This window comes from Siminovitchia sp. FSL W7-1587, assembly GCF_037963795.1.
Lineage (GTDB): Bacteria > Bacillota > Bacilli > Bacillales > Bacillaceae_C > Siminovitchia > Siminovitchia thermophila.
The window spans coordinates 3,053,876-3,077,407 of sequence record NZ_CP150169.1 but is presented as its reverse complement, the minus strand read 5'-3'; the positions used below and the strand labels follow the sequence as shown (position 1 = coordinate 3,077,407).

General features: G+C 42.6%; 21 protein-coding genes, 1 riboswitch and 2 other annotated features (1 of these 24 running past the window's edge). Of the genes, 4 read left to right on the top strand and 17 right to left on the bottom strand.

The window, feature by feature from the left end:
• Positions 1 to 34 (bottom strand) — a binding site (T-box leader) (it extends 215 nt beyond the left edge of the window).
• Between the two features lie 27 nt (positions 35 to 61).
• Positions 62 to 315, bottom strand: a binding site (T-box leader).
• 104 nt (positions 316 to 419) lie between these two features.
• The 11 genes from NST31_RS14355 to NST31_RS14305 all read right to left on the bottom strand — a co-directional run bounded on the left by NST31_RS14355 (position 420) and on the right by NST31_RS14305 (position 9,763).
• Positions 420 to 614, bottom strand: a complete 195-nt coding sequence (locus tag NST31_RS14355) for a hypothetical protein (protein WP_077109916.1) — start codon at positions 612 to 614, stop codon at positions 420 to 422.
• Positions 615 to 984: 370 nt separating this feature from the next.
• Complete coding sequence (locus NST31_RS14350) at positions 985 to 1,197, bottom strand: hypothetical protein (RefSeq protein ID WP_205178847.1); 213 nt, start codon at positions 1,195 to 1,197, stop codon at positions 985 to 987.
• A 65-nt stretch (positions 1,198 to 1,262) separates the two neighbouring features.
• Positions 1,263 to 2,039 carry a TatD family hydrolase gene (locus NST31_RS14345; protein WP_077109914.1) on the bottom strand — a complete coding sequence of 259 codons (777 nt, stop codon included), beginning with the start codon at positions 2,037 to 2,039 and terminating at the stop codon, positions 1,263 to 1,265.
• On the bottom strand, positions 2,032 to 2,784 hold the full coding sequence (locus tag NST31_RS14340; protein WP_077109913.1) for an ABC transporter ATP-binding protein: 753 nt from the start codon (positions 2,782 to 2,784) through the stop codon (positions 2,032 to 2,034). The genes NST31_RS14345 and NST31_RS14340 overlap by 8 nt, the downstream gene beginning before the upstream one ends.
• Positions 2,785 to 3,546: an ABC transporter permease gene (locus NST31_RS14335; protein ID WP_339161520.1), complete on the bottom strand. Its 762-nt coding sequence runs from the start codon at positions 3,544 to 3,546 to the stop codon at positions 2,785 to 2,787.
• Positions 3,546 to 3,836 carry a thiamine-binding protein gene (locus NST31_RS14330; protein ID WP_077109911.1) on the bottom strand — a complete coding sequence of 97 codons (291 nt, stop codon included), beginning with the start codon at positions 3,834 to 3,836 and terminating at the stop codon, positions 3,546 to 3,548. The genes NST31_RS14335 and NST31_RS14330 overlap by 1 nt, the downstream gene beginning before the upstream one ends.
• A 12-nt stretch (positions 3,837 to 3,848) precedes the next feature.
• Positions 3,849 to 4,850: an ABC transporter substrate-binding protein gene (locus tag NST31_RS14325; protein WP_339161517.1), complete on the bottom strand. Its 1,002-nt coding sequence runs from the start codon at positions 4,848 to 4,850 to the stop codon at positions 3,849 to 3,851.
• A 68-nt stretch (positions 4,851 to 4,918) separates the two neighbouring features.
• Positions 4,919 to 5,029: riboswitch (TPP riboswitch) on the bottom strand.
• 168 nt (positions 5,030 to 5,197) lie between these two features.
• A complete protein-coding gene (locus NST31_RS14320; protein WP_077109909.1) occupies positions 5,198 to 6,442 on the bottom strand; it encodes a helix-turn-helix transcriptional regulator in 1,245 nt (414 codons plus the stop codon).
• Positions 6,443 to 6,522: 80 nt separating this feature from the next.
• The gene (locus NST31_RS14315) at positions 6,523 to 7,434 is read right to left on the bottom strand and encodes a TIGR01777 family oxidoreductase (RefSeq protein WP_077109908.1); all 912 of its coding nucleotides are present in this window, start codon (positions 7,432 to 7,434) and stop codon (positions 6,523 to 6,525) included.
• A gap of 387 nt (positions 7,435 to 7,821) precedes the next feature.
• A complete protein-coding gene (locus NST31_RS14310) occupies positions 7,822 to 8,286 on the bottom strand; it encodes a hypothetical protein (RefSeq protein WP_339161514.1) in 465 nt (154 codons plus the stop codon).
• 277 nt (positions 8,287 to 8,563) lie between these two features.
• Positions 8,564 to 9,763, bottom strand: a complete 1,200-nt coding sequence (locus tag NST31_RS14305; RefSeq protein ID WP_339161513.1) for a sugar diacid recognition domain-containing protein — start codon at positions 9,761 to 9,763, stop codon at positions 8,564 to 8,566.
• A 156-nt stretch (positions 9,764 to 9,919) separates the two neighbouring features.
• Here NST31_RS14305 and NST31_RS14300 point away from each other — a divergent pair, with 156 nt between their 5' ends.
• The 3 genes from NST31_RS14300 to NST31_RS14290 are packed head-to-tail and all read left to right on the top strand — an operon-like array spanning position 9,920 to position 13,581.
• A complete protein-coding gene (locus tag NST31_RS14300; protein WP_077109906.1) occupies positions 9,920 to 11,077 on the top strand; it encodes an FAD-binding oxidoreductase in 1,158 nt (385 codons plus the stop codon).
• A 26-nt stretch (positions 11,078 to 11,103) separates the two neighbouring features.
• Complete coding sequence (locus NST31_RS14295; RefSeq protein ID WP_339161510.1) at positions 11,104 to 12,072, top strand: ornithine cyclodeaminase family protein; 969 nt, start codon at positions 11,104 to 11,106, stop codon at positions 12,070 to 12,072.
• A gap of 27 nt (positions 12,073 to 12,099) precedes the next feature.
• Complete coding sequence (locus tag NST31_RS14290) at positions 12,100 to 13,581, top strand: sodium/proline symporter (protein WP_339161507.1); 1,482 nt, start codon at positions 12,100 to 12,102, stop codon at positions 13,579 to 13,581.
• 511 nt (positions 13,582 to 14,092) lie between these two features.
• On the opposite strand, the gene NST31_RS14285 is transcribed toward NST31_RS14290, so the two are convergent.
• The 5 genes from NST31_RS14285 to NST31_RS14265 form a co-directional block, all read right to left on the bottom strand.
• On the bottom strand, positions 14,093 to 15,433 hold the full coding sequence (locus NST31_RS14285; RefSeq protein ID WP_339161505.1) for a (Fe-S)-binding protein: 1,341 nt from the start codon (positions 15,431 to 15,433) through the stop codon (positions 14,093 to 14,095).
• The gene (locus NST31_RS14280) at positions 15,430 to 16,836 is read right to left on the bottom strand and encodes an FAD-linked oxidase C-terminal domain-containing protein (RefSeq protein ID WP_339161503.1); all 1,407 of its coding nucleotides are present in this window, start codon (positions 16,834 to 16,836) and stop codon (positions 15,430 to 15,432) included. The genes NST31_RS14285 and NST31_RS14280 overlap by 4 nt, the downstream gene beginning before the upstream one ends.
• A gap of 134 nt (positions 16,837 to 16,970) precedes the next feature.
• Entirely contained in the window at positions 16,971 to 18,842 is a 1,872-nt protein-coding gene (locus NST31_RS14275; protein ID WP_339165561.1) for a sigma 54-interacting transcriptional regulator, read from the bottom strand.
• A gap of 358 nt (positions 18,843 to 19,200) precedes the next feature.
• Entirely contained in the window at positions 19,201 to 19,671 is a 471-nt protein-coding gene (locus NST31_RS14270) for a hypothetical protein (RefSeq protein ID WP_077109902.1), read from the bottom strand.
• A gap of 18 nt (positions 19,672 to 19,689) precedes the next feature.
• Positions 19,690 to 20,670 (bottom strand): trypsin-like peptidase domain-containing protein, encoded by a 981-nt coding sequence (locus NST31_RS14265; RefSeq protein ID WP_077109901.1) that lies wholly within the window; start codon positions 20,668 to 20,670, stop codon positions 19,690 to 19,692.
• Between the two features lie 657 nt (positions 20,671 to 21,327).
• Between NST31_RS14265 and NST31_RS14260 the strand changes: the two genes are divergently transcribed.
• Positions 21,328 to 21,519: a transposase gene (locus NST31_RS14260; RefSeq protein WP_328799778.1), complete on the top strand. Its 192-nt coding sequence runs from the start codon at positions 21,328 to 21,330 to the stop codon at positions 21,517 to 21,519.
• Positions 21,520 to 21,777: 258 nt separating this feature from the next.
• On the opposite strand, the gene NST31_RS14255 is transcribed toward NST31_RS14260, so the two are convergent.
• The gene (locus tag NST31_RS14255) at positions 21,778 to 23,259 is read right to left on the bottom strand and encodes an aldehyde dehydrogenase family protein (RefSeq protein WP_077109899.1); all 1,482 of its coding nucleotides are present in this window, start codon (positions 23,257 to 23,259) and stop codon (positions 21,778 to 21,780) included.
• Positions 23,260 to 23,532: the final 273 nt, after the last annotated feature.

The following is a 23,532-nucleotide window of genomic DNA, read 5'->3' as shown; positions in this document are numbered from 1 at the left end:
CGCCAAGCGTACTCTTCTTATTCATCGATTTTCTTTATGAAAAACAAAAAGGGCTCCTCATCCAAAGGACGAGGAAACCCGTGGTACCACCTTTATTAGCTGTTTGCACAGCCCACTTTGCCGGCAACAAGCGCCAATGCTTAATGCCCGTCTCGTTATAACGCCGAGAATACGCCAAAGCCTACTGCCTGCCCTCAGCAAGGTTCGGTTTGGAAGCTCGGAAGCCCATTCACTGTTCCCGCACACCGGTTTTCACCAACCACCGGCTCTCTTTAGTGCCAAGATACAGCTACTTCTCTTCGTCATAGCCATCACATATCAAACAAATCATATTATTTTATATATTAAAGGTGCTTGAAGACGATGTCAAGATGAATTTCATGTCAGCTTTCCTTTTCACCTTCACCGCTCGGGCATCATCATAGATATCGAGCACTTTTCAAGTAAAGCTTTTGCAAGTCTAATTTTGAAAGTCCACGTTTGTCAGCAACAGCTTGGATCAAGGCTATTTCATAATTCATTGCCTTAGAAAGCTTTCCTTTTTTGATATTCTTGTTAATTTCCACAAAAAAACTTGCTAATTTCTGATCTGACAGCTTATCGTATGAAGACAAACAGCGGTTCCCTCCCCTTAAATTGTTTATTATAGATATGTATTTTAGATCTCGTATATGTTTTCCTTCTTTTTTAAAAAAATTTATCCGGTTTGTCTTTCGAAACAGAGAAAAGCTAGTACAGTAAAAAGAATTAGCGCCGTTCGGTTTTTTTTATAAAAAACAGCCCCCTCCCGTTGTTACACAACGTTAAGCGTCTAATGCTTACTTGTTATTCACTTGTTAAACTTTTAATGCTTCGGCCTTGGCGGTAATAATAAAAAGCTCTTATTTACATATATAAAATTGCAAAAAAAAAAAAACGTCAATTTTTATCTGAAACGAAAAAGCAGTAATCCCGGTATTTTCTCGATTACTGCTTTTTGTCTATCTATAAATCCTTCGGCCCATAGGTTCCCCTTTTATCGTCTTCGTTTTCTTCGCGCTTTTCAATCAAGTCATCGGAAAGGTCATCAACTGGCATAACGAGTTGGTCGCGTTGGGCTTGCTTCGCTTTATCTTTGTAAAAGGCCTTATCTTTTTTATTGCGGTTCGCCAAAGCTTTTGCCCGATCTATTTTATTTTGTCCAGGTTCTGATGTCATTTGAATCCCTCCACTTCGTTTCTTTTTCTTTTTCCGTTTTGGGGTCCATTAAAACGTATTCGGCTTCATAGGCGGTAAAATTTGATTGTGTTTTGGTATAACAGATCATATACAATCGGGAGGGGCGTTTTTTTAAGCCGGGCAATTGCCGGGATCGCGTCATGAATCATGGCCGGATGGGTCATTTTTCCGGAAAAAGGTCCTTCAAAACGCCACGGTCCATCCGTTTCCACCATCATTTGGCGGAGTGGATATTGCTTGGCAACCTCTTGAATTTCTTCTTCGTACAAGATATCGGGTGTAATTGAAATATAAAAACCATTGGCCGCCATTCTTTGGATTGTCTTCTTGTCTCCTTTAAACCAGTGAAAATGGGCATTTGTCACCTCGTGTTTTTCGAGCAGGTCGCACGCTAGGGGAGCATCATCGTAAACGGCATGAAGAACAATGGGCTTGTCCCATCTTTTTGCCAATTTGATAAACTCTTCGAGCAATTCGATATAGCCTTCCAGTTGGAAGCCTGGACCATGCTCGTTCCGCAAATAATACGGCAGGCCCACCTCGCCTACAGCCGTCAGCAAATCTACCCGGGCCTCCATCCAGGAAATGAAATCAGCCAATTCCCGATCACTAGGAAGCGGCTGTTCTGGATGGAATCCGAAAGCAGGGTAAACATGGGAATATTTTTTGCTTAGCGCCATATTTCGCTTGGACGATTCCAAATGGAAGGAAACGGAAATGAGTCCCGCACAATTCATCTGCTCCATCTCTCCCAATATGTCCGTTATCTCTTCATCTTTATAAAAATCAAGGTGAATATGTGAATCAATCATCTTACGCATTTTCATCATCCTGTTTGGCGATATGATTTGCAACAAGGCGCTTCCACTCTAAAAATTCATTTGATAAAACGAGATTTCCTGTTCGCGGTCTCTCAAATGGAACCTCGAACTGTTTGACGACCGTTGCTGGATTCGTCGACAAAATGGCAATTCGGTCCGAGAGGAACAATGCTTCTTCTATATTATGAGTGATGAAAAGAATCGTCCGGCGATATTCCATCCAAACTGACTGAAGCCACTTTTGCATATCTTGCCGGGTAAAATCGTCCAATGCCGAAAATGGCTCATCCAAAAGTATAAGCGGCTGCGGGTTTAATAACGCCCGAATAAAAGAAGCCCTTTGTTTCATTCCGCCAGACAAAGCATCGGGCAGCGAATGTTCGTACCCGGCCAAACCAGCTTTGTGGATCATATCGAACGCTTTTTGTTGATCCTGTTTTCCTCCCTGCAACTCCTGGCCCAGCAGGACATTTTGAAGGACGGTGCGCCATGGAAAAAGCGCGTGATGCTGCGGCATATAACTAATAAAACCCCGCTTTCCGGTAATCTCCTGGTCATGTAAAAAGATGGAACCTTGATCAGGCTTTAGCAAACCGCCAATCACATGAAACAAAGTGCTTTTTCCACTTCCGGAAGGTCCGAGAATCGAGATAAATTCGCCCTCTGCAATGTTCAGTTGAATATCTCGCAACACTTCTTTTTGTCCGAAACTTTTACTTACACCTTGTATTGTTAAATGGCCCATTCACAGTACCTTCCTTTTTCTCCACTTGATCAGCCTGTTTTCCATCAAGGTAATCACCCCAAAAAACAACAAACTCAAGAACATAATAATGAAAATCGCGACAAAAACGCGATCCGTGCGAAATGAGGAGGAAGCGAGCGTCATATAAACACCAAGCCCCTTTTTCGCTCCGAGCCACTCCGAGATCACCGCCCCCATGATGCTGTATGTGGCGGAAATTTTGAGTCCGGAAAAGACAGATGATAAAGCGTATGGCCATTCCAGCTTTGTAAATATATGCATTTTTGAAGCACCGACCATTAACATATATCGCTTCATCTCGGCCGGGGCACTCCTAAACCCGTCCATCGCCGCTACCGCGACAGGGAAAAAACAGACAAGGGTAATGACAATGACTTTGGGTAAAAGCCCAAACCCCAACCAAATCACCAGAAGCGGCGCCAATACAATAATCGGCACATTCTGCGATAAAATGAGGAGCGGATAAACGGATTCGTGAAATCCCGGCACTAAATGAAGCAAGATGGCGACAAGAATACCAACTGCACATCCGATCAAAAATCCTCCAATGGCCAGTCCAACTGTAGACTGGATATGCGGCGCGAGTTCCGCATATCCGGAAACCCCTTCTTTTGCAATGGAGCTGGGGGCAGGAAGCAGCCAGCCCTGAATGTTGGCAAGTTTTACGTATACTTCCCATATACATAATAAAAGGAGGAGGACCCCCAGTGGCCTCCATCCTTTTTTGACCAGCACTTTCATTACCGGTATTTCTCCGTCAATTGGCCCATGGAAATTCCGTCCGGCTGATACAATATTTTCACTTGGGAGATCACATTTTTACTGCCCATTTCAATCATCCGGTCATTCATTTTTTTCACAACATCCATCAATTTGGTAAAGTCCCCTTCCATCGTCGTTTCCAAAGGATGTACTTCATAACGGACTCCGGATTCCTCAATGACTCGAATCGCTTCATCGACATATGGAATAACGTCTTCGCCACTTTTTGTTTTCGGGATGATCTGTATGCTGATCAGTGAGTTTGTCATCGTTTACTCCTCCTATTTGGGTAAAAATTCATTCGTGAAGGCTTTTTCTACATCCATTTCCTTTTCGAGCAAATCTTTTTCAAGCATCCAGTCCATGTAGTTTTTCCATACTTCGGCCTTTTGTTCTCCCCAGCGGGCCGCATCATCTTGATAGCGGGGAGAAAGCCATTCCTGACTTTTTTTCACAAGCTCCGGATCAAGATCCGGTACCGCTTTGATCAATATCTCCGCAGCTTCTTCGGGTTGGCTGATAGCAAACTCGTACCCTTTGGAGACGGCTGCCATAAATGCTTTAACCGTATCCGGATCCGATTTGATCATTTCCTCATTCGTCGTAATGACTGGCGTATAATAATCAAGCTGATCAGAGTAATCGGTCAAGTAAATCATATTCATTTTTTCCCCGCGAAGCTCCGCTTCCACTCCCGTCCATGCATAATAAATCCAAGCGAAATCAACATCTCTTTGCACAGCGGTAAAAAAGTCCGCTTCTCCCATGTTGACAATATCCACTTTCTCTATATCGGCGCCAGACACCTCCATCAGTGACGCCAGGACCGCTTTCTCAAGCGGGGCTCCCCAGCCGCCATACGTTTTTCCTTCAAAGTCTTTCGGAGATGTAATGTTCTTTTCCTTAAGGGAGGCAAAACCGGATGTATTGTGCTGTATCACGGCTGCAAGAGACACAATCGGCACGTCTTGAACACGCGCCTCTGTCACGCTTTCTTGGTAACTCACTCCAAATTCGGACTTTCCAGAAGCAACAAGCTGATCAGAGCCAGCTTCCCCCGGCATGATGATGTCAACATCCAGGCCTTCTTCTTCAAAAAAGCCTTTTTCCTTCGCCACATAAAGCCCCGTATGATTTGTATTGGGCGACCAATCGAGTACGACCGACACCTTTTGATGTCCTTTTTCTTCTTTTTTTTCATTTTCATTTTTATCGGCCGCATTGTTCCCGCAGCCTGCCAGGAATAAAAGCAATGTGATGCAACCTGCCCACCATTTATTCATTGGATGTTCCTCCTTGAATGATAAAAAGCGCCCGGGAAAAAAGAACCCAAAAGGCGCCAAAAGTATATATTTGTATTCATTGACGTTCCCTTCGCTGGTATGAACCAGATCAGGTTCAAAGGGTCAGCATTTCACCAATGCTTTCTCAACCGGCGACACCGGTTCCCCTACTCAAATACGATGAAGTTTATTTTATTATATCAGAAGTAAAAAACTGCTCCAAGGCGGAGCAGTTCATTTTTATACCGGAGGAAAGATTGGTGGTGCTTGAGGGACGACTCCTCCAATAATTGGAGCGACGTACAGCGCAAATGCCACTCCTGCTGTTAAATATAGCTTTTTCATTTTCATTCCCCCCTTTCCGCGACTTTTTTATAATAATAAAGAGCTTTATCCAAGTTAGAGTCTGAATAATATCGGGCCAAGGATAAAGCGAATTTATTATAATCTTCTATAAAATAGGTCTTTTCCAAATATGGAAGCAAGTCATTTTCCAGAAAGTCCATCGCTCTATCTTTTCTGTTTTTCAATAAGTATTGATAATATTTGAAAATGAGCTGCTGCTTCCTCATGGAGCTTGCTTTTGTTTCCTGCAGTATTTTTGAAATATTTTCGAGTGCTTGTTCTTTCCGGCCCAGGGAAATGAGAAGCTCGGTGTAACTGCACAAGCTCGTTAAATACTCCGTTTCCGTCTGCGCATGTTCCATTGAAAGGAGATAATAGCGGGCAGCCTGATCCATTTCGCCCATTTTCTCTAAGAGCAAGGCATAATTGTTATACATGGCCGACTTTAATTCATCCGCATTAATCAAGTTCATATTTTTAAATATATAGTTATATTGTTCAGTGGCATTCTCGTAAATGCCCAAATCTGTATACGCAATGCCTAATAGAAACTGGGTATGCAATATTCGCAAATAATTAAACGATCTGGAAAACGCCTCCAACGCTTTATGGCCGTATGCAACACTGCTGCTGCTATCTTTTAGATTAGCATAATTGAAGGCAATGAAATAATAGAGTTCCGCTTGCCACGAAGACGGCAATAGATCATTCGCTTCTACTTTTAGCAGAGTATCCAAAGATAATTTATAATCACCTTTTATAATATAGTAAGCGCCATTAATAAATTCATAAAGCTCTTTTTCCTGTTCTGGCATTGAATTGACTATTTGTCTGATAATTTCTTGTTCCTTTTCAGCTTCCTCCAAATGATTCATCAGCAAGTGATAGCGATATACATATAAATGATAGAGTGATATATAGTTGGAAAACGTAATACACTCTTGTAATTCCTTCACACGATTGTAGCACTCCGTTGCCCGTTCCTTATCATACGAAAGCACCGCATCGAGTAAATCGGAAAGTTCTGTAGAAATCTTTTCTGATGTCTGCTGAATGGAATCCAGTGAAATGCCCAACCGATCGAGCAGCAGCATGATCGTTTCCCAATTTGCTTCTTTGTTATAGTTCTCAAACTTGCTTAAATGTGTGACAGAACAAATTCCCTTGCATAATTCGGACTGGGTCATATTCCTTAATTGGCGATGATATTTAATCATCGCACCTATATTCATCTTTTCTAGGCTCATATCTTCATCCTCTAGTCATGCTACTGTATAGATAAATGGTAGCATAAATTGGATAAAAAATCTATTTTTTGATAAACTTGTCATCTATTATTATCTAATATTTCTTTTAATGCAATCTCTATATTCGGATACAAAAAATCAAATTGATGTTTGATCGCCATTTCGGGAGTCACCCGCTGCCCCCGAACGAGCATATTGCTCATTTCTCCCAGTAACACGCGAATGAACCATTCAGGAACCGGAAGCCAATCCGGCCGCCCCAAAACAGCGCCGAGCGTTTTTCCAAACTCTTTCATTTGAACCGGCTTGGGTGCTGTGGCGTTTATCGGTCCAGAAATAGCAGGATGCTCGATTACAAAAGCTATTAAACGGGCCGCATCCTCCACATGAATCCAGGAAACCCATTGTTCACCGGAGCCAACCGTCCCTCCCACCCCCAACTTATAAGGAAGTGCCATCAAAGGGAGCGCGCCTTCTTTTCCAAGAATCAGGCCCAATCTGACAAGCACGGTTCGAATTCCAAGTCCTTCCGCCGCCAAGGCTTGTTCTTCCCAATCTTTTACGACAGTTGCCAAAAAGTCGGTCGCCTCGCTCCTTGAAGCTTCTGTAAATGTTTCCGTGGCAGACATGCCATAATACCCAATAGCCGAAGCATTGACCAACACTTTCGGTTTGTGGGCCATTTTTTCCGCCAAGCGTATCAGTTCTTTCGTTGCAGCCCGCCTGCTTCTTACAATTCTATCCTTCTTTTTGCTTGTCCATCTGATTCCATTAATCGTTTCTCCTGCCAGATTGACGAAAGCATCCACATTTATCAGTTCTTCTTCAGGCCGTGCTCCATCAACTAGCCATTTGACAGCCGCAAGACCTTCTGATTTTTCGACCTTGTCAGGATCTCTTGATAAAATAGTCACGCGAAAGCCATTGTTCAAAAGCTGCTTTTGCAACACTTTACCAAGAAAACCACTTCCGCCCGCAATCGCAACATGCATATCCATTCCCCCCGCTCAAATTCAATGTATATTTAAATATGATACAAACAAATTGGGGCCGCACCGCATCTATCCCATCCCCCTCCAAAAAAGGTCTCCCAACAATACCTATCGTACTATTTCCCTATTTTACATTTTCGTTATTATAAATTGCCGAAGATCATGTATGTATTCAAAAAACTAGATCATTTTCCAGTTTGTCTTTTGTATCAGATTATTCTTAAAAATGAATAATTGCAAGCAGAAACGCCATCCACTGATCACTGTCCGTCTTTTATAACAAAAAACAAACCGCCTGAAATCAAATGTACAAACCTTGATTTCACGCGATTTTATTGTCACGATTTGCGCGAATATCCATCCGCTTTCCACTTGTGGCCCTGCCTTTTATGCCAACTGTATGGATGTTAATTGTTCAGGGCTTTTTTCTGTAACGGTAAAGCCCAGCTTTTCAAGAATTTTTATGATTTCGCCAGCTGTCTGATGTTGTGCCACCAAAAAGGTCCGGTCCCTTTCCATCGTTTGTTTAACGGACGATAACAGTGTGAATAACGAAGCAGTTTTTTCGTAGGTTTTGTTTTTGGGTAATTCTTTTAACAAAGCGGTAGTTGGCTCTGTAACAGGCAATATCCAGATCTCACACGGATACGGAATCGTAAGCAGTTCATTGAAAACATCCATTTTTTCCAAAGGTGTTCTAAAAGTGTAATCAGTCAATTCGTAAACACCTGTCTTATTATAATCGATGTTATGAAATGGTGACGGGTCTCCTTTCACAAAAGACTTTATTTGTAAGTTTGAACCAGCCTTCAAATCAGGTGTATTATCGGGTATGGAAGATGTCATACTCACGTTTCTTACTCCCCCTGTTCATCTTTTTCTCCAGTGTAATGTTTAACCAATACCCTTTTTTAGAAAAAACAAACATGACGGGAATTTTCACTTCATCCGTTTGCGTATGACCACTCGTTAAAGCGTTCTTGTAAATCCAGTCATCTCCCTGTAGCGGTTTGGGAAAGAAAGAATGATCATCGTTGTTTTGCTCAATCATCCATCTTTCACTGTCATTCTCGCCGAGCGTGGGAATGGTACCTTTATTGCCATTAGGTATATTGTTTTCGTAAAAATTTCACCCCTGCCTTTGCAAAGCTCTGATTTTTATACTTTTTTTTAATACGATGTACAAGACTTGGCATTGTTCAAAGGACTGGGCGTCAATTTTGAATAATTGGTTGATTTTATTGAGTCTATAAATGAGCGTATTGCGGTGCACATATAGAAACCTCGCAGTCCGGCTAACATTCATATTATTTTCACAGTAAGAAAGAAACGTCTTGACCAGCATTTCCGCTTCGGGATGCGCCCATATTTTTTGTATGTCATCAGCGAAAAGGTCTAAAAAGGAAAAATCCATTTCCTCCAAGAAGATGTCGGGAAGAATTGCCCAACTGTCAAACGAATAGACTGCATTGTTCTTGTTTTTCTCCAAACCAATGATGAGCGCTTTGTGCGCCTGTCGATACGATTTGGAGGCTCCTTCAAGCCCCTTGTAGCATTTGCCGTATGAAATGGAAACCTTGCAATGAAGATGATGCCGCTCCAGAAACAAAGTCAACTTTCTAGCAGAACGTTCGCATAACTCCGCTAACGTTCCCATTTTTTGCTCTTCGATTTGTTTGAGAACAATCCACTTGTCTTGGCCAATCGGACACACAATATCACTCATGGTGGCTTGGAATTGATGACAAATAACGTTTTTAAGTTCTATTTGGGAAAAAGCAACAGGTTTTGCTTCTGCCTTTATTTGTGCCAGCGAAGGCAGGTGGAGGATCAGACAAACTCTGGGTAGATGAAACCGATAACCGAGCATTTCGCAATAGTTTTCCAGCTCGCCATTATTCTCCCATTCATTAAAATGAATCAAGTGCTGTACGAACAGTTCAGTTGTTTTCATTTGAAGGAGCAGTGACTCGGTTCGAAAGTTCTCATGAAGTATCATTTCTACATGGTTGCGAACGATGTTGACATACTTTTCCACTTCTGATGGTTCTCCGATAATTCCGAGTACGCCAATGATTTGATTGTGCAAACGGATAGGCGTAGCAATACCGGGCAGTACATTTTCAAGAATCTTTGCTTTGTTTTTCGTAAAAACAACTTCTCTCCCTTCTCTGATTACCTGGGCGGATGCACGGTGCAACGACCCAATTCTCTCTTTCCGATCACAGGCGACAATCACCCCTTCTGCATCTGTAATGCTCATGGATACCCCTAATAAAGAGGAAGTTTGTTCCACGATTGATTGTGCAATTTGCTCAAGAATTTTCATGTTTCAACCCCCGAACGAGATAAAGTTTCTCTCCATGTACAAAAATTATAGCAAAATTCTACTATTTTTATATTCTAAATGTTGTGCATATTTTATATTGATTGAATGAGTATCTACTTTATAATGACATGTAATCAGCAGAGAGGAGGCAAGTCATTGAAACATCGCATCATTATTGTCGGCGGAGGGGTTATGGGATCGAGTACCGCATACCATTTGCGGAAATGCGGCTATGAAGGACAAATAATCGTTTTTGAAAAAGACCCCGCCTATGAATACGCTTCGACTCCCCGAAGTGCCGGAGGCATCAGGCAGCTTTTCACAACAGCCATCAACATAACGCTCAGCCGCTACAGCCTTCAGCAGTATAAACAGTTCTCTCAAACAATGAAAATAAACGGCGATCCCGCAGAGATCGATTTCAAACAGCGTGGATATTTATTCCTCGCCACAGATGATATGCTGTCGGCGATGGAGAAACAACAAAAGCTGCAAAACGAGCTCGGCGTGCCATCCAGATTTTTAGAGCCGGCAGAGCTGCTCGCTATTATTCCGGAGTTGAATCCAACTGATTTGGCCGGCGGATTGTTTTGTCCGGAGGACGGGTATCTGGATCCCTATTCCGTGATGCAAGCATATAAATATGAGGCCCGGAAAAAGGATGTTGAATATGTTTCCGAAGAAGTCGACATGATCCTCCATGACCGCGGCCAGGTGACAGGGGTCAAAACAAAAAGCGGCAGGGTAGAGGAAGCGAAAGTCGTGATGAACTGTGCGGGTGCCTGGGGTGCCGAGCTTAGTGAAAAAATGGGTCTTCCTCTCCCAATAGTAGCTTTAAAGAGACAGATCTTTTTGTTCGATCCTGCCGTACCGTTGAAAAACCCGCTTCCACTTACAGTCGATCCAACGGGAGTATATTTTCGCCACGAAGGCGACCGGATCATTACCGGATTTTCCGATCATGTAAAGCCTGGATATGATTTCGATTGGAAGCGCTCCCATTTCGAGGAGCTATGGCCAATTCTTGCCCACCGAATCACCAACTTTGAAAGCCTGAAACTCGAATCAGGCTGGGCGGGACTGTACGATTATAATCTGAAAGACCAAAATGCCATTATCGGCTCCCATCCGGAAATGCGCGGCTATTACATGGCACTCGGCTTTAGCGGACACGGGATGCAGCAGGCTCCGGGGGTTGGACTAGGCTTGGCAGAACTCATATGCAAAGGAGCATATGAAACGATTGACTTGACGCCTTTACGATTTGAACGGTTTGCAGAAAATGATCTAGTGCTGGAACATGCCATTGTATAACGCGATATAAAAGGAGGCGACAAACCTTGTTGTTATTGGGTGAAAAAGACATCCAAAAGGCGATTCATCTCACTCAAATAACGGATTCTTTGGAACATGCCTACAAACTTTACCATCAAAAACAATTCGTCATGGGACAAAGAATGCAATTATCGACAGGAGAAAATACCTTTCTGCTCATGCCGTGTATAGCGGCTGAGTCAATCGGCACCAAAATTGTAAGCGTTTTCCCTGATAATATAGAAACTCCTGTCACTCAGGGACTGATGATCCTGCTTTGTGGCAAGAGTGGTCAAGTGAAAGCTATTTTAAATGGCACAACGTTGACAAATATGCGAACCGGGTCACTCGGCGGCTTGGCTGTAAGACACTTGGCCAAACGGGATGCGAAAATCATCGGTCTCGTTGGATTAGGCGCTCAAGGGTTACATCAGTTAACTGCGGCATGTAAAGAACGGGATTTTAATAAGATCGTTTTATGGAACCGTTCACGCCCAAAAACAGAAGCTTTTATTGAAAAGCTGAAACTGAAAATCGCTCCCGATATCGACATCACAGCGGAAGACTCTCTAGAAAAACTCGTGAAACAATCCGACATCGTGATTACCGCAACAACTTCAAAACAGCCGGTTTTACCAAATAACCAGCACATATATTCGGGAAAGCTCATCATTGGAATCGGCTCCTTTCGGGTGGACATGAGGGAATTTCCCGAAGCTCTATTCAAGGGCGCTTCCCGTATGTATATTGACACGCTTGATGCAAAAAACGAAACAGGAGACGTGATCGATCCTCTTAAAAACGCTTGGATGGCTCCCCGGCAAATCATCCCTTTTTCAAATGTTATTGTCAACAAGGTGGGTGCCATAAACAGAACTGATGAAAGGCCCGTTTTATTTAAGTCGACTGGCATGGCTCTTTTTGATCTTGTCGCAGCACTGAAAATATACGAAAGCGCGGTACAACGAAACATCGGCCAGAAAGTATATTTGTGATCGACTAAAAATAAGGAGTAGATGACAATGCATACTGTCATACTTGTTGAATTCGCCTTGTATTGTCTGATATTGGTCGCGGTGGGCTACTATTTCAGCAGGAAAGACATGGGACATTCGGAGTTTCTTCTTGGCGGTAAAAAGCTGCCCGGCTGGACGCTTGCCTTTTCAGAAAGGGCGACAGGCGAATCCGCCTGGCTTCTACTTGGCTATACGGGTTTTGTGTTTATGACCGGTTTTTCTGCCATTTGGGTAGCTGTAGGCATTGCATCAGGCATCATCTTTTCTTGGTTGTTTTTGGCGAAAAAGTTTATGCGAGAAGCCGAAAAATATCAAATTATGACACTTCCCGGATACTTGACCAAAAGGTTTGAATCGAAAGCCAAAATCATTCTGTGGATATGTACCATACTGATTATCAGCTTTATGATGTTTTATTTTGGCGCCCAAATCGCCGGCGCGGGGAAAACATTGTTTACCGTCTTTGGCATCAAGCCGGTGACAGGCGTTTTGATCAGTATCAGCATTGTCATTCTGCTCTCTTATCTCGGCGGATTCATCGCCGTCGTCTGGACCGATATGATTCAAAGCTTGATGATGCTGCTTACCCTTGTCGGCTTGCCCATTATCGCATTATTTAAAATCAAAGCGGAGAATCTCTCCATCCTTGATGCCTTAGTAAGTGCGGGTCCGACGATGGATTCGTGGACTGGCGGATTAACAGGATTCGCACTGGGTCTTTTACTATTTAACAACTTTGCCTGGTTCTTCGGATTTCTTGGAGGCCAACCACAATTAAGCGCGCGTTTTATGGCATTAAAAAACAGATCAGAAGCCAACACGGGAACAGCAGTGGCGATTTTATGGACCGTGTTTGCCTATACCGGAGCTTTCTTGATTGGGATTACCGCTTTGACATTATATAGAGGCCAAGCTTTTGCGGATGTGGAAACGATCTTGCCCTTAATGGTTCTTGATTTGTTCCCTGAGTGGATTGCGGGCATCCTTCTTGCCGGTATTTTGGCAGCGATCATTTCAACAGCAGATTCGCAATTACTTGTGGTAACGAGTTCCGTCAGCGAAGATATTGTCCGAAATGCGCTTGGTATCAACTTGTCAGAAAAAAAGCTCGTTTTGGTATCCAGGCTAACGATACTTGGAGCCGGCTTCCTTGGACTCATGATCGCCCTTTTTTCCAAATCGCTCGTTTATTTGATTGTCAGTTGGGCATGGGCAGGAGTCGGTTGCACACTCTCACCGGCCATCATTCTCACCTTCTTTTGGAGAAAATACTCTGGAACCGGCGTGATCGCCACGATTATTTCCGGATTTGTGGGAACGGTCGTCTGGATCTCCACGCCTCTTGAGGAAATCATCTCTTCCCGCTTTACCACATTTTTTATCGCTTTGGCCTTCGGTGTCATTTTCAGCCTTCTCTTCCCTGAAAAACAACAAGCGGATAAACAAGCGAAAGACGAAATTGCTGTTGGCAGCGCACTGAATGGATAGCAGGAAGACGGCAAGATGACTATTGAAGTATATTTACGGCATAAAGTGAAACTTCATTCAGTAGGGCTCCTACTGAATGTTAGTTGAACCAATCGGGCATTTAGGTGCCGTTTTCTCACACTTAGACCTTTTGTATTCACTCAAGATTTGAAGGGGGAGTATTACGGCACCTTACATGCGGGATAAAGTGAAACTTCATTCAGTAGGGCTCCTACTGAATGTTAGTTGAACCGATCGGGCATTTAGGTCCCGTTTTCTCACACTTAGACCTTTTGTATCAACTCAGGTCTTAAAGGGGGAGTCTTATGGCACCTTACATGCGGGATAAAGTGAAACTTCATTCAGTAGGCGTTTTCTTTCCATCTCCTGCTGAATGTTAGTTGAACTAATAGGGCATTTAGGTGCCGTTTCTCACACTTAGACCTTTTATATTCACTCAAGATTTCGATGTGGGAGGCTTACGGCACCTTACATGCCGGATAAAAGAGCGCCTGAGCCGCCATGCGCTCTTTTATGATTCAATCCCGCAAGCTTCCGCGAGCACCTCCACAATATGCAAAGCCCGGGCATTCTCAAGTCCGCTTCTTTCCACCCCCAGCTTCATTTGCAACAGGCAGCCCGGGTTGGTCGTCACGATCGTTTTGGCTTTGGTTGCTTTAACGCTTTCCATTTTATCATCAAGGATTTTCATCGATTCATCAAAGTGGATCAAATTATAGATTCCGCCGGAAGCACAGCAACGGTTGCTCCCTTTCATTTCTACAAACTCGGCCCCCGGAACCGAGCGTAACAGCTCCCTCGGTTGGATGGATACACCCTGGACGTTTCGCAAATGGCAGGAATCCTGATACGTAATGATCCCGTCCCATTCCTCTTTTTTATAAGGAAGCGGGCCATACTCCACGAGCATTTCTGTTATATCGCGAGACTTTTCAGTAAACCGCCGGGCACGCTCTTCCCATTCCGGCTCTCCTTTCAAATGCTTATCATATTCACAAAGCATCGCGCCGCACCCCCCGGCATTGTTGATAAAATAGGCCGCTCCGGACGATTCGAAAGCCTCGATATTGGCTTTGGCCAATTCTTTCGCTTCCTGTATCATTCCCTGGTGGGCATGCAATGCACCGCAACAGCTTTGTGCTTTGGGGATAAACACCTCACACCCCACTTTCTGGAGCAATTCAATGGTCATCCGGTTTATGTTTGACATCATGGCATCCATGACACATCCTGTAAAAAAAGCGACAGTCGCTTTTTTCTCGCCGCCGGCCGGATAGATTTCACCATATTTATACCGCTTCAATGGAGATTCCACATTCGGCAGGATTTTTTCAAACTGCCCCATCGACTCGGATACTTTATGCACGAGCTTCAGCTTACGGGCCAACTTGTTGGCGCCTGTTTTTTGATAAAGCCATGTGGCGTTTCCGATCAGACGAAGCCGTTTGCGGTGAGGAAAAACATTGTTCAGCACTTTGTCGCGCATCTTTACGCCAACAGAAGACTTGTTCTCCTCCTCTTTTTGCTGCTGGGCAATGACGCTCCTGGCCGCTTCATAGATTTCACCGTAAGGGACGCTTACCGGGCAGGCAACTTCACAGGCGCGACAGCCAAGACAAAGATCAATCGGTTCGGCAAGGTCTTTTTGCAAATCAATTTTGCCTTCTGCCGCCATTTTCACTAGATTGATTCTCCCTCTCGGTGATTGGGATTCCTTCCCCATCGATTCATACGTAGGGCAGGCTGGAAGGCAATAACCACACTGAACACACATATTAGCCGCCTCATAAGTCAGTTCATGGAGCAGAGAAACGTATTGATGTTCTGGATGACAGACAGCATTGTTTTTCACGTTAAAACCACCTTTGTTTGACCGGGCTGCGGAAAAATTTTGCCGGGATTCAAAATTCCGTTCGGGTCCCAGGCATCTTTAATTTTTTTCATCATCTGAACGCCTTCTTTTCCGAGTTCCATTTCCATATACGGCGACTTCAACGTACCAATGCCGTGCTCTCCCGACAGTGTGCCGCCCAATTCAACCGCTGCTTCAAAAATCTCACTCACCGCGGACTCCACCCGCTTCATTTCTTCCACATTCCGCTTATCCGTAATAATATTTGGATGAAGGTTTCCGTCTCCGGCATGGCCAAACACCACGAGGTTTAGTTGATATTTGTCACGTATGGCATGTAGCCGCTCCATCATTTTCGGAATTTCGCTCCGGGGGACCGTTGCATCTTCAGAAATTTTCGTTGGGCCCATTTTTGTGATCGCAGGCGAAACCATCTTTCTCGCCCTCCAAATGTTAGCCCGTTCTTCCTCGGTTTGGGCCACCCTCACTTCTGTTGCTTTTTGTGCAAAACAAATCGCTTCACATCGTTGGATTTCCTCGGCGATGGCTGCCTCATGCCCATCAATTTCAACAATTATGATCGCTTCCGCTTCGACCGGCAGCCCGCTTGGCGTGTAGCTTTCTACCGCACGGATGCAAGCGTTATCCATTAATTCCATTGCGCTTGGCAAAATTCCGGCAGATAAAATATTCGTTATGGCATGACCCGAATCTATTAATCTTTCAAACGATGCAAGCAATGTTTTCCGAGCCTGCGGTTTCGGTATCAACCTTAATATAGCCTCAGTCACAATTCCAAGCGTTCCTTCCGAACCGACAATCAGTCGCGTTAAATCATACCCGGTTACATTTTTCACTGTCTTCCCGCCGGTACGGATGATCTCCCCTGTTGGTGTAACGACTTCGAGACCTATGGCATATTCCTTCGTCGTTCCATATTTTAACCCTTTGGGCCCGCTCGAATTTTCAAGCAAATTTCCGCCTATCGTAGAAACATGGGAACTGCTTGGGTCGGGCGGATAAAACAATCCTGCTTCTTCTGCCTGTTGATGAATGTCTCCGGTAATAACGCTGGGAGAAACGATGGCCAGTAAATTTTCCCTGTCAATAACCAGCTTCTTATGAAACTGGGACATGTCAAGGACAATACCGCCTTTTACAGGCAGCGAGCCGCCGCTTAACGATGTGGCCGCCCCTCTTGGATATATAGGGATCATATGTTCATTGGCAAGCTTCATAATAGCCGCAATCTGCTCTTTATTTTCCGGTTGGATAACGAGATCGGGCAAATATTCCCCGAAAGAAGCATCAAAACTATATGAATATCTGTCTGCCATTTGGGTTAAAATTCGGCCTTCAGGGATGAGCGGGCGGACAAGTTCGCATATTTCTTCCGTCTTCATTGTGGTTCACTCCTACTTCATACATCGTTCTAAGATAATATTATGCAAATATGATGCCATCCATCATCTCAATGGAATCACAACTGCGTGAAAATAAAAATGAAACAAAACGAAACACTTTTCCTCATTTTGTTTCATTTCGTTTCAATTCTCCAGGTTTTCAGTTTTCTCCAAAACGTTGTCCGGCTCATTCCCAATTCAGCCGCCGCTTTCCCTTTATGAAAATGATGCTTTTCAAGAGCACGGATGATTCTTTCTTTTTCGGATAAAAAGGATGGGTTGCTTTCAGTGGACTCTCGCTCCCCCTGATCCGGCAAATGCTTGGCCAGCTCCAGTTCATCAATGACTTGTCCCTTGCAAAGCACTGTCAACCTTTCACAAAAGTTTTGCAGCTGACGAATATTGCCTTCCCATCTTTGCTCTGAAAGCAATTGCAGTGCCGATTTGGTGAATGTCACTTTTTGTAAAAAGGCCTCCGCCAAAACCGCGATGTCCTCGGGCCGCTCCCTCAATGGCGGCAGTTTGAGATCCAGCACACTCAATCTATAAAATAAGTCCGCCCGGAATTCGTTATTTTGCACCATTTTCAGTAAGTCTTGATTCGTTGCCGCAATAATTCTTACATCAACCGGAATAACTTTATCGTCTCCGATCCTCATAATTTCCCTTTCCTGGAGAACGCGAAGCAAGCGGCTTTGCAACTTGGGAGAGATTTCTCCAATTTCATCGAGAAACAGCGTCCCTCGATGCGCAAGTTCGAAAAAACCCTGTTTGCCGCCTTTCATCGCTCCGGTAAAGGCCCCTTCCACATAACCGAAAAGTTCACTTTCGAGCAAGCTCTCCGGAAGCGCGGCACAATTAATCGCCACAAACGGGTTATTGCTTCGCTGGCTATGGTTATGAACGCTTTGGGCAAACATTTCCTTCCCCGTTCCTGTTTCCCCAATAATTAATATATTTGAATCCGCCTCGCTGTAGGATTTTGCCGTATCAATGACTTCTTGGATGGCCTTACTTTTGTGAAAAATGTCTCCAAACGAATATTTCGCGACATGGCCCCTCATATGCATTTTTTTCCGGATCTTTCCTTCCATTTCTTGAATTCCGGTCACATCCTGGAAAGCGACCATATCTCCCACACGCTTGCCCTTGAGAAAGATCCCGGCTTTTTTCACGGATAACTGAATCGATTCATAGGAAATGATATCTTCGTGAAAATCTTTTTCATCAAGCAGGCGGTCAAGAAGTTCACCCTTAGACAAAACATCTGTAATCGGAGCTCCAAGCAAATGAGAACCGGAAATACCCAATATTTTTTGAGCGGATATATTAAAAATGGACACTTTTCTATTTAGGTCAACAGCTATAACCCCCTCATAGGCATTGTCCAAAATGGTTTTGTATTGCTGGGCCTTCTCCTGCTCTTTCCTGCTTACGATGGCGAGGCGCTTTGCTTCAGTCAAGGCTTGCCGAAACGATTCTTTTCCAGTTTCAATCAACATCGTTCTCAACCCGATTTGGTCGGCATATTTGCACGTATTATAACCTGATAAGATAACTTCGCAACCTTCACTTGCCGCCAAGTCTACGAGATGATCCGATGAACGAATATCATCCAGAATATATTTGTGAATCGGCAATTCAATAATATCCTCCAAATTCTCCACACCAAAAATCATGTTCGCCGCACCAATCACCGCAACCTTTTTTTGTCCGAAACGTTTCCTGCATTCATCCAGGCTGCGGATCAAATCAATTCCTTGAACAGGAATATCAACGATTGGAGTGGAATCGTGACTTTCTTTTAATAGTTTTGTCACGAGCCCCCTTGAAATGATCACGTCGGCATCAAACGTTTTTCCCCTTACTTGATCCGTAGGAACAACCACTTCTTCCAATGTGAAATCAGGCCCCTCACGATCTTCACTCTCTTCGCTCAAAAGAAACTCATGAAACCTGTCCAGCGCATTTGTTATGTAATTTTTTCGGGGAACGACGAGTTTCATTTTAATCAAGGAAAGACTCTCCTTTACCTTAGAGTTTTATCATCCTGATCCACTTTCCATAACGGATAACCGTTTCAATCATGTTTTTTCTCTATTATACATTAAGCCGTACATATAGATAAAAACCTACCCGGTTTTTATGGAAAACAGCGCCTGCATTCACGTTCTTTCCACAGAGACGACAGGCAGAAAAGGGTAAAACCAGATGAACATATCAATAAAAAAGCTTATAGAGAAAAAATACCTGCTTTCTCTACAAGCTGAGAGTGGTAAATCCCACTCTTTTTTTATAAGGTTTTGGAAGAAACATCATTCGTTTATCTACCTCGTATCATTAAAATGAATTTAACTTTAATGATTAATGACCAACTCTAGGATGTAACACTTCAACACTTTCGATTTTCCCAATCATCGCAGGATATGATTCTTTAATAGGAGATTTCACAATAAAAGTTATATAGTCACCATTTTTTAAATTTAAACCTGTACTCGGTATTGAATAAAGTCTCAACCCGCCTATCGATTCAAAATATTTCATATATTCTTCTTCTAATTTTTTATCATTTTTAGACATTATGAACATGTTATGATAATAATCTTGAAAGTGGTTATCCATATTATGAAAATAATCTTTTTCAAACTCACTATCTTGTTTTTCTCTTTGATCAAGATAGCCGAAGTAATAATAGCCAGACATTTTAAACTCAATCTCTTCTTCTTTCACTACTTCATTTTTTACTTCCTTATTCTCAAAAACTATTTGTTTATAGAAAAAAAATATCATGGCTATTATTATACCTAATAACAAAAAGAAAATGATCCTCTTCATTTCAGTGAAACACCTGTTTTATTGTTTTAAAAAAAGAATTTTAAGTGGGTCTAAAGCAGTTCCATAATTTTTTTGATTAATTGTGCTACCTGCAGAATGGACTCCGATAACCTTGTTTGTATTATTATCCAACACAGGAGCACCACTTTGTCCACCATAAGTGTCAATTGTATAGCTTAAAACTCCATTGCTCAAGTTAGCACTCCCACTCATTATATACTGATTATAATTTGGTTTATCAGCAGGATAACCTCCAATTTTTACAGTTCTTGAGGAAGCATTTTCTAAATCTAAAGTTCCTAACCCAATAGACAAATCATCCTGCATTGTAACAGCGCCAATGTCAGTAGCTATTTGCCCAGTATTAATATATTCAGATGGAATTTTAACAGAACTTGCGTAAGAAACATCATCATACACTCCATCTTTCATTCCTCTATATATAGCCATTCCTAATACATAACCTTGAACAAAGTTCTCGTCCATTTCACGTGTATAAATACAATGAGCAGAAGTTAGCACTTTTCCTTGAGCCAAATTATCTTTAAAAAACGATCCTGAACATCTATAAATCACTAATTCATTAAAAGTATTTAAATATATAGATTCCAAGTAGACCGTTTGTTTATACGGGGTAACATTAATATTAGAAACTTTGGTTCGTCCATCAGGACCGATAACGACCGAAGGCGAAACGCTATTGGATTCACTTCCTTCATTATCTCCTACTATTTTTACGTTTGAAACTTCATAATCCGGATTATGTTTATTCCATTTTTCTAGATATTGCACCTCATTTAATACCGTGTTATTTTCAGCTAAAAAGGACAAATCAATATCTTTCCCTTTTATGATCCGACTTAATGATTCATCGCCTTCTTTAACCGATTGTGAATAAATAGGTTCTTCATGTATGGTTAATGGACTTGCACTTACAAACGTAGGAACAGACAACAAAAATAAAGTAACTAGTAAAATAACACCTAATTGTTTTCTCATAAACAACACCCCTTTTATTAATTTCAACTTCCAAAGAACTTCGTTCCTTAGATGATTGGTGAGTTGATTAACAAGACAATATCATAAAGTGATATTTTTGTAAAATATTAATATTTAAAATATTATCATTATATCTATAGAATTATGAAATCCCATAATATGTTCATATGCCAAGTGAATTTAATCACTCACACTTTCAGTGATACCTCGAACTCAACAGGACGGTTTGTATTCATCTAATCCATCGATACCAAAACATGTATGATCATTTTTATATATGTAATTTATCAAAAGTATTTAAGAAAGATGGACGAATGTCAAAAAGGTAATGTAAAGCAATTATGCTAAATAGCTTATCGAACGTTCGAAGTAGTTTGAACGGATAAAAAGAATTTGGAATGAAGGTGGAGAAAGTTGGATGGACGAAATAGAATTTGAGTAAGTAATTAAGTCATACTGTAGTATAACTTAGCACTTTTTGTTTTTATTCTTGCCGAACTAGCAAGTGACTATGAAGATCATGAATGAAACGATGTAACGGTAGTAACTGATGTTCCACCACAAGAAGTGGGAACAAAAGAAGCCAAAGAGTTTAAGCATTTCTTGCAACAAAAGCACCTAGTAACACGCAACGGTGATAAAATTGCTTCATACAAGATGGAGTATTCAAAAAGAACGGAGCGCCAACTGGAAAGGGAAATTCAAACGAAGCTTCGCAGATTCAAAAGAACGCATGGGCTTCGTTATTGTCGGTTGAGGGGGTTACAAAAGGCATCCGAGCAGGTGCTTCTCACTGGAGCCTGTCAGAACATGAAGAAGATTGCCTTACACCTGGACAGACAGGGCTAGGTGTAAGGGAGGCTTTTTTTCTTTGAGAAAAGGGTAAAATCAGATGAACATATCAATAAAAAAGCTTATAGAGAAAAAGCACCTGCTTTCTCTACAAGCTGAGGTGACTGTCCGAAAAGTAATATTTCAGCTCGAAAATTTAAAAAAGAAAACCCAAGAATGCCGTAAAATCAACATTCTTGGGTTTTACATTTTAGTGTATTTCCTCTAAATTGAACTTTTTAGACAGCCCTGTTTCCCTATTATATAGATAATAGATTAGTAATTATCAATTTGCGCCCGCTGAATTTTTCCGCTGTAGTCTACGTATAGCGATCTCCACTCCGTAAAGACATCAAGGGAAGCGACTCCGGAATCCCTGTGGCCATTTCCTGTTCCTTTTGTTCCCCCAAACGGCAAGTGGATTTCCGCTCCCGTCGTACCCGCATTGACGTACACGATACCCGTATCGAAATCGCGCATGGCGCGGAATACTTTGTTGACATCGGCTGTAAAAATCGAGCTGGATAATCCGAATTTCACACTATTGTTCACTTCAATGGCTTCATCTAAGTCTTTTACCGGTATAAAAGAAACGACAGGCCCAAAAATTTCTTCCTGGGCGATTCTCATGTCGGCTCTGACGTCTGTAAAGAGCGTCGGTTGATAATAGTTCCCTTTATCGAGACCGTTACCGGTTGCAATCTCACCGCCGGCCAACATTTTGGCTCCTTCTTCTTGCCCGATCTTCACGTACTCATGAATTTTTTCCAAAGCAGAGCGGTTAATGACAGGTCCGACATCAACGGATTCATCGAGCCCATCTCCAAGCTTCAAATTGTTCATTTTCTCTAATACTTTTTGCTCAAGGGCTTCCTTGACCGTCTCTTGCACAATCACACGGCTGCAAGCGGTACACCTTTGGCCTGTTGTACCAAACGCACTCCAAACAATGCCGTCCGCGGCCAAATCCAGATCAGCATCTTCCAATACCGTTACGGCATTTTTTCCGCCCATCTCCAGTGACGTACGTTTCAATAGTTCACCCGCACGGCCATTGATTTTAGCGCCAACTTCATTGGAGCCTGTAAATGAAACGAGATCAATCCCTGGATGTTCAACGATCGCGTTGCCCACAACGCTTCCCGAGCCATATACAAGGTTCAGCAATCCTTTTGGAAGGCCGGCTTCTTCATATATTTTTACAAATTCGGCTGCCAAGAACGGGGTTTCTGTCGCCGGTTTCCAAACAACGGCATTCCCGGCAACAAGGGCCGGAAGCGATTTCCAAGAGGCAATGGCAATGGGGAAATTCCAAGGTGTAATCAATCCCGCAACACCAACCGGTACCCGTACGCTCATCGCAAATTTGTCTCTTAATTCGGATGGAACAGTCTCACCAAACAACCGGCGCCCTTCTCCTGCCATATAAAATGCCATATCAATTGCTTCCTGCACTTCTCCACGGGCTTCGGCAATCACTTTCCCCATTTCCGTCGTCAACACTTGGGCTAATTCTTCTTTTCTTTCCTTTAACAGGTTAGCGACTGTATATAAAATATCTGCCCGTTCCGGAGCGGGAACTAATGCCCATTTTTTCTGCGCCATTTTAGCAGCCTGCACCGCACGGTCCACATCTTTTTCGGTCGATGACGTTACTTCTCCAAGTACTTCGCCGTTTGCCGGATTCGTATTTTGAACCCATTCACCAGATTCTGAAGCAACCCATTCCCCATTAATGTAGTTGACATAACGTTTCATCCCATATTCCTCCTCGCTTTCTATATTATGTAATTCCCCACCGTGACCAGCAAAAATAATTGAAACGCTTTCGTACATATACTGTAACTTTATCCTACTTATAACTCTATGGTCAACATGTACAAAAATGATGAAGTTGATCTTGTTTTTTATTTATATGTCACGAATGAGATGCTTTTTTTCATACAATTCTCAAAGGATTTATTCACATTTTTGCATGTTTATAAAAAACTTTTTTTGCTTTTCCCGTGTTTATCGTCTATAATAAAGATA

Coding starts and splice junctions, on each gene's coding strand:
- NST31_RS14335 (WP_339161520.1), bottom strand. CDS start 3,546: ATGAAAGTGCTGGTCAAAAAAGGATGGAGGCCACTGGGGGTCCTCCTC.
- NST31_RS14270 (WP_077109902.1), bottom strand. CDS start 19,671: ATGAAGAGGATCATTTTCTTTTTGTTATTAGGTATAATAATAGCCATG.
- NST31_RS14345 (WP_077109914.1), bottom strand. CDS start 2,039: ATGCGTAAGATGATTGATTCACATATTCACCTTGATTTTTATAAAGAT.
- NST31_RS14315 (WP_077109908.1), bottom strand. CDS start 7,434: ATGCATGTTGCGATTGCGGGCGGAAGTGGTTTTCTTGGTAAAGTGTTG.
- NST31_RS14290 (WP_339161507.1), top strand. CDS start 12,100: ATGCATACTGTCATACTTGTTGAATTCGCCTTGTATTGTCTGATATTG.
- NST31_RS14325 (WP_339161517.1), bottom strand. CDS start 4,850: ATGAATAAATGGTGGGCAGGTTGCATCACATTGCTTTTATTCCTGGCA.
- NST31_RS14265 (WP_077109901.1), bottom strand. CDS start 20,670: ATGAGAAAACAATTAGGTGTTATTTTACTAGTTACTTTATTTTTGTTG.
- NST31_RS14320 (WP_077109909.1), bottom strand. CDS start 6,442: ATGAGCCTAGAAAAGATGAATATAGGTGCGATGATTAAATATCATCGC.
- NST31_RS14275 (WP_339165561.1), bottom strand. CDS start 18,842: ATGAAACTCGTCGTTCCCCGAAAAAATTACATAACAAATGCGCTGGAC.
- NST31_RS14255 (WP_077109899.1), bottom strand. CDS start 23,259: ATGAAACGTTATGTCAACTACATTAATGGGGAATGGGTTGCTTCAGAA.
- NST31_RS14330 (WP_077109911.1), bottom strand. CDS start 3,836: ATGACAAACTCACTGATCAGCATACAGATCATCCCGAAAACAAAAAGT.
- NST31_RS14350 (WP_205178847.1), bottom strand. CDS start 1,197: ATGACATCAGAACCTGGACAAAATAAAATAGATCGGGCAAAAGCTTTG.
- NST31_RS14280 (WP_339161503.1), bottom strand. CDS start 16,836: ATGAAGACGGAAGAAATATGCGAACTTGTCCGCCCGCTCATCCCTGAA.
- NST31_RS14340 (WP_077109913.1), bottom strand. CDS start 2,784: ATGGGCCATTTAACAATACAAGGTGTAAGTAAAAGTTTCGGACAAAAA.
- NST31_RS14305 (WP_339161513.1), bottom strand. CDS start 9,763: ATGAAAATTCTTGAGCAAATTGCACAATCAATCGTGGAACAAACTTCC.
- NST31_RS14260 (WP_328799778.1), top strand. CDS start 21,328: ATGGAGTATTCAAAAAGAACGGAGCGCCAACTGGAAAGGGAAATTCAA.